The organism is Acidobacteriota bacterium, from assembly GCA_003696075.1.
Classification (GTDB): domain Bacteria; phylum Acidobacteriota; class Polarisedimenticolia; order J045; family J045; genus J045.
The window spans coordinates 1-6,113 of record RFHH01000222.1 but is presented as its reverse complement, the minus strand read 5'-3'; the positions used below and the strand labels follow the sequence as shown (position 1 = coordinate 6,113).

The following is a 6,113-nucleotide window of genomic DNA, read 5'->3' as shown; positions in this document are numbered from 1 at the left end:
TTCGGGGGGCGGGCGCAGGCCTGCCGGCAAGCGCCCGCGAGCTCCCCTTGGGGGCAGACGAACCGACGGCCTTTCCCCGGGGCGCGGCGCCGCAGCCGGCGCGAGGCGCTGGCCCGAGGATGCGCTTCGCGCTCGACGCGCCCGGCGGTCGCCTTCTGCCGGCCCGCCCGCGCACCCCCGATAATGGCCGCCATGCCGGCCCTCGAACTGGTCGAAAGGTCTCCCCGCTTCCTCTGGGACGAAGCGATCCGGCGACTTTGCGTGGTGGCCGACTCCGCCGGCGGTCCCGTTTCCCAGATCGTCCTCGCGCCCTCGCTCGAGGTCGCCCGGGCGCTTCTCCGCGAGACGGCGCGGCGCGCGGGCTCTCTTGCCGGCGGCGTGCCCGCCACCTTTCCCGACCTCGCGCGGGATCTCGCGGCCCCTTTCGACGAGCGCCGCGCGATGGCCGATGACGAGGTCGATCTGGTGGTCGCCGAACTCCTGCGCCGCGACCCGGGACCGCTTGGGGAGCGGGCGGGGCGGCCGGCGGTGATCCGGGCGGTGGCGCGCTCGTTGCGCGATCTGCGCGAGGCGGGGGCGGAGGATCTGCCGCCCGCAGCGGAGCTGGAGCCGGAGCTCCGTTCCGCCGCGCCGCGCCTCGAGCATCTGCGGCGGCTCCTTCGCGAGTACCGGAGGTTGCTCGACCGCCACCGCCTCGCCGACGACGCGGCGCTGTACCGGGCGGCGGCGAAGGCCGGCCCGCCTCCGGGCCTTCGCCACGTCCTGGTGCACGCCGTGTACGACATCACCGCCGTCCAACGCGATCTCGTCGCCTCCCTGGCGCGCACCGCGGACGTGACGTGGCTCCTCCCGGTCCCGCCCCCCGATTCGCCGGCCGCGGAGATCGTCGAGCGCACCGCGCAGATTCTCGAAAGCCACGGTTTTCGGAGGGACCGCGCGGAGAGGGAGCCCCCCGGAACGCCGGCCGAGCCGGCGGTTCGCATCCTCGCCTGTCCCGGGGAGGAGGCGCAGGCGCGCGAAGTGGCGCGCGACATCCTCGCGGCGGCCGGCGAGGTTCCGTTCGGGGAGATGGCCGTCCTCCTCTCCGACCGGGAGGCCCTCGAGCGGCCGGTCCTCGCGGCGCTCCAGCGCGCGGGCGTGCCGGTCGCGGGCGACCACGCCGAGAGATGGGAGGACCGGCCTTCGGGCCGGGCCCTTTCGGCCGTGGCCGAACTCCTCGCGGGGGAGGCGCGGCCGGAGGCGGCGGCCTGCCTTCTGGCGGCGGGTGACGAGGAAGCCCTCCCCCCCGGCCGCGTTCCGGCGCTGCTCCGCGCCGCGGGGTGCGTGGGCCGCCCGGACGCGAAGGTCTGGGCGGAGGCGTTGGAGGGCTTTGCCGGAAGATGCGAGGCCCGCGCCGCCCGGATCCGCTCCGCCGCGGAGGACGACGACGAGGAGGTGCCCGGCGTCGCCGATCCCGCGCAGCTCGAGCGCGCGGCGGAGCGCTCGCGCCGCCTGGCGCAACGGGTGCGCGCGCTCCTCGGGAAGCTCGAGCTCGCGCGGGCCCGCGCGGAGGGCGGCGCGCTCGGGTGGCAGGAGCTGGCGGCACAGACGGCGGCGCTCGCCCGGGAAGCGGGACTGGAACCGGAGCTGTGCGAGGCGTTCGAGGAGGAGGCGGCGGCGCTCGGGGAGCGCCTCTCCGCGCTCCGGCCGCACGTCCCGCTGGCTCTCGACGCGATCGTCCGGCGGGTGCTCCGCCGGCCCGTGAACGCGCCGGGAGAGCCGGTCACCGCCCCGGCGCCTCGCCGCCCCGGCGAAGCGGTGAGCGTGCTCGATCTCAACCACGCGCGAGGATTGGCCGCCCGGGCCGCCTGGGTCGTCGGCCTGTCGCAGGAGCGGTTCGGCGCCCCGGGTCCCGCCGATCCTCTCCTCGACGACCGTCTCCGGGAGCTGCTCCGCGGCACCACCGGATATCCCCTGAAGCCGGCGGCGGAGCGGGCCGACGAGGCGGAGATCCTGTTCGAGCTCGCGAGGGCGGCCGGGCGCGAGCGCCTCACCCTCGCCTGGTCCCGGACCGACGACGTGACCGGCGCCGTGCGCCACCCCGCCGATCCGCTCGCCCAGCTCATCGAGGCGCTCTCGGAGGGTGGGGTCGATCCTTCCGATCCGTCCACCGCCGAGGCCGTGGTCCGCGTCCCGCTCGCGAGGCCGGACCGCGACGACGCCGACCGGCCGCTGCTCGATCTCGAGGAGTACGACCTCGCCGTCCTGGCCGAGGAGGGCGGGCCGGCGGGGCACCTCCGGAGCCGGGAGGACTTCGTTCGCGCGCTCGACTTCCAGCGGCAGCGATGGGCCGTTCCCCGGTTCGGCCCCGCCGACGGGATCGTGGGGGAGGGGTCCGCCGACGGCCCGGTCACGGCTTCCGACCTTCGCGATCTGGCCGACTGCCCGTTCCGCTACTTCCTGCGGCGCGTGCTGCGCCTCGGCCCGTGGGACGACGCGGCGGAGGAGCTGGCTTTGGGCCCGCGCGAGGTGGGAAGCCTCGCGCACGACGTTCTCCGGCGCATCTTCGCGGGCCGCGGCGGGCCGCGGAGCGCAGCGGAGAGCCTCGACCGGGCCGTCGCCGAGAGCCTCGCCGCCATAGCGCCCGCGCACGACGCCGCGCGGCGGCTGTGGGAGGCGGCCGCCGCCGAGGTGCGGGACCGGTTGGCGCTGTACCTCCTGCGCGAGCTGCCCCGGCTGGAGCAGGACGGAGCGGTCCCGCAGGAGACGGAGCGGGATCTGGACGCCGAGATCGAGGCCGAAGGGGCGTCGCTGAGATTCCGGGGACGCGCCGACAGGATCGACCGCAGAAGCGAGGAGTACGAGATCGTCGACTACAAGTGGACGGCGAAGACCCGGATCAGCGACGAACGGCTGCTGCGCGGCGGCAAGGCGCTGCAGCTGCCGCTGTATGCGATCGCGGCGCGGAAGAAGGGCTACCCGGTCGCCTCGGTCCGCCTGGTGCCGCTTAAGGGCGACAAAGACGTTCGGATCTCGGCGAAGTCGATCGAAGCGCGGCGCTCGGCCATCGAGTCGCTGTTGGGCCTGCTTCTCGAGCGGCGCCGGCGCGGCGACTTCTTCCCCTTCGCCGAGGACCGCTGCCGCTGGTGCGATTTCGTCGCCCTGTGCGGGCCGGCTCGCGCGCGCCACCGCGCGCGGAAGGAGGGCGACCGCCGCCACCGGGAGCAGGAGCGGTTGGAGGAGACGTACCCGTGACGCGCGGCGCCCCACTCGCCGACGGAGCCGTGCGCGACCGGATGGTCCGCGAGCACGGCCGATCGCTCGCTTGCGAGGCGGGAGCGGGAACCGGGAAGACCACGCTCCTCGTGGAGCGCATCCTGCGGGGGCTGGCGGAGGGCGCCTTCCGCGCGCCCGAGCTGGTCGCGATCACCTTCACCCGCAAGGCGGCGCGCGAGCTGCGCGAGCGCGTGCGCTCGCGGATCGCGCGCGAGGCGAGGGAATCGGCCGGCGGCCCGGTGGCCGAGCGTCTTCGCCGGGCGCGCCGCGAGCTTCCCCTGGCGCGGATCTGCACGATCCACGCCTTCTGCCGGCGGGTTCTCTCCCAGTACGCGTTCGAAGCGGGCCTCGATCCCGGCTTCCAGGTCGTCGAGGAAGGCCTCGACCGGATGTACGCGCGGGAGCTCTGGCAGGAATGGCTCGCCGCGAGACTGGCGGAGCCGGACGGCCTCCCGGCGCTCACCGAACTCGTGGGGCGCGGCATCGCGCTGGCCGACCTTTGGGAGGTGGCGCGCTTCGCCCTCGAAAACCCGGATCTGCGACCAGCGGGGGAACCGGCCGGGTCCGGGGACGAGGACGCTCTGTGGACGTGGCTGGCGGAGCGCGTCCGCGGGTTCCGCGGGCAGGTGGAGTCCGCCCTGCAGGAGGGTGCGCAGGATCGCCTCGCCGGTGCGCTCCGCGCCCTCGACACGGAGATCGAACGACTCGGGAGACTTCCGGCGCGCGCCCGCAGCCGCTGGCTCCTCGATCGGCTCGACGGCGGAACGGTCAAGCTTCCCTTCGTCACCGGCAACATCGGCAGCGGTTCCAACTACCGGGATCGGGGGGTGCCGGCCCGAATCCGGGCGGACTGGCGCCGGTTCCGGGAAGAGGCCGCGGAGCGCTTGCTGGAAGTCAACGCGCCGCTCGTCTTGCGCGCGGCGAGCGAGATCGACGCCTTCCGCCGCTGGGCCCGCGAGCGGCGCCGCGACCGGGGCCTGCTTTCGCAGGTCGACCTTCTGTACGAAACGCGGAAGCTGTTGAGGAACGACGCGGGCGTCCGCCGCCGCCTCCGGCGGGAGATCCGCGCCCTGATGGTCGACGAGCATCAGGACACCGACCCGCTGCAGGTGGATATCGTCGAGAGCCTGGCGGAAGGAGAAGGCGGCCCGGTGCTCTTCGTCGTCGGCGATCCGAAGCAGTCGATCTACCGTTTCCGCCGTGCCGACGTCGGCTGCTATCAACGGCAGATCGCGCGCTTCGAGTCGAGAGGGGACCTCGGCCGGATCGGCACCAACTTCCGCAGCCGGCCGGAACTTCTCGAGGCGATCAACCGCGTCGGCCGGGAGATCTTCGATCCAGGGCGCTGGCCTCGGGGCCAGGCCGACTGGCAGGACCTCGAGCCCTGCCCGCCGGACGCGCGTCCCGGGGGCCTGGCGGGTCCGGCCCTCGCCCTCCTCCCGATCGACGAAACGGGGTCGGCCGACGCCCGCGCCGAGGCGGAGGCGCGCGCGGTGGCCTCGGTCCTGCTGGCGGCGAGGGAGCACGAAAAGGTTCCCTGGCGCGAGATGGCCGTGCTGTTCCGCACCGCGAGCCGCGCCCGGCTGCTGGAGGACATCCTCGACGAGGCCGGCGTTCCCTATCGGCAGGAGCGCTCGCAGCACTTCTACCGCCGGCTCGAGATCGCCGAACTGGTCCAGGTCCTCGAGAGCGTCGCCGATCCGTGGGACGCCACCCGCGCGGTGGCGGCCATGCGCAGCCGCCTGCTCGCGGTGACCGACGAGGCGCTCTTCCGCCACGTGCGCGCCGGAGGGTCGCTGGCGCCGGCGGAGCGTCGCGACGCGGGCGATCCCGACGTGAAGCGGGCGCTCGAGCGGCTCGCCGCCTGGGCGCGCCGCGCGCGCGAGATGTCGCCGCCCCGCCTCGTGGAGGAGATCCTCCGGGAATCGGGCTACCTCCTCCTCCTCGAAACGCTGCGGGACGGCCGGCGCGCCGCGGGCAACCTCGCCAAGCTCCTCGACATCGCCCGCGTCCACTGGCGCGAGAAGGGGCTGGACCTGCCGGGATTGGTGCGGGAGTTCCGGAGCCGCCTCGGCGAGGAGCAGGCGCGCGAGCCGGAAGCGCCGGAAGCGGAGGACGAGGACCGCGTGACGCTGCTCACCATTCACGGCGCGAAGGGACTCGAGTGGGACCTCGTCGCCCTGTACGACGTCGCGGCGGGCAGTTCCCGCCGCACGCCGGCCGCGTGCGCCGGCGTTCCCGCCGAGGGGAGCCCGCCGGAGACCTTCGAAGTGCGCCTCCAGAAGGGTTTCGCCTCGCCCGGGTTCGCGGAGGCCGACGAGAGGAATCGCGAGCTGGACCGCGCCGAGCGGGCGCGGCTCGTCTACGTCGCTCTCACCCGCGCGCGCTGCCGCGTGGCGATTCCCTGCTACCCGGGAACGGAAAAGCTGGACGCGGAATCGGTGCTCGGGATCCTCCGCCTTTCCCCGAGCTTCCGCCGGTGGGAGGAGGCGGCGGGGGCGGGGGAGCAGCCGCCGGAGCCATGGCTCGCTTTCGGTTCCCCTCCGGCCGCACCGCCCGGACCCGCGCGCCGGCTCGATCTCGGGGATCCGGCGGAAGGGAGGAGTCGGCGCGCCGCGTGGGAGCGCGCGCGAAGGGAGCTGCTCGAGCGGGCCGACCGGCGCGTCCTGTGCATCCCCTCCGACCTGCATGCGGGAAGCGGGGAGGACTCCGGGAAAGCAGCCGCCGGCCCTCGGGATTCCGCGCAGGGACGCCGGATCGGCCGCGCCGTTCACGAAGCCCTCCGGTGGCTGGTGACCGGCCTGCTGGACGACCCCCGGGAAGCGGTGCGCCGAGCCGCGGCTCGCGAAGGCCTCGAT

Annotated in this window: 2 protein-coding genes; both read left to right on the top strand. The window is 74.9% G+C overall.

The genetic code is table 11. The features are described 5' to 3' along the window. The first annotated feature begins 192 nt into the window (after positions 1-192). Complete coding sequence (locus D6718_13585) at positions 193-3,234, top strand: PD-(D/E)XK nuclease family protein (GenBank protein RMG42627.1); 3,042 nt, start codon at positions 193-195, stop codon at positions 3,232-3,234. Beyond that, positions 3,231-6,113 (top strand): hypothetical protein (locus D6718_13580; protein ID RMG42626.1); only part of this gene is annotated, 2,883 nt, incomplete at its 3' end. The genes D6718_13585 and D6718_13580, both read left to right, overlap by 4 nt.

What these genes read in the sequence shown, in the direction of transcription:
- D6718_13585 (RMG42627.1), top strand. Translation starts at nt 193, where the DNA reads ATGCCGGCCCTCGAACTGGTCGAAAGGTCTCCCCGCTTCCTCTGGGAC.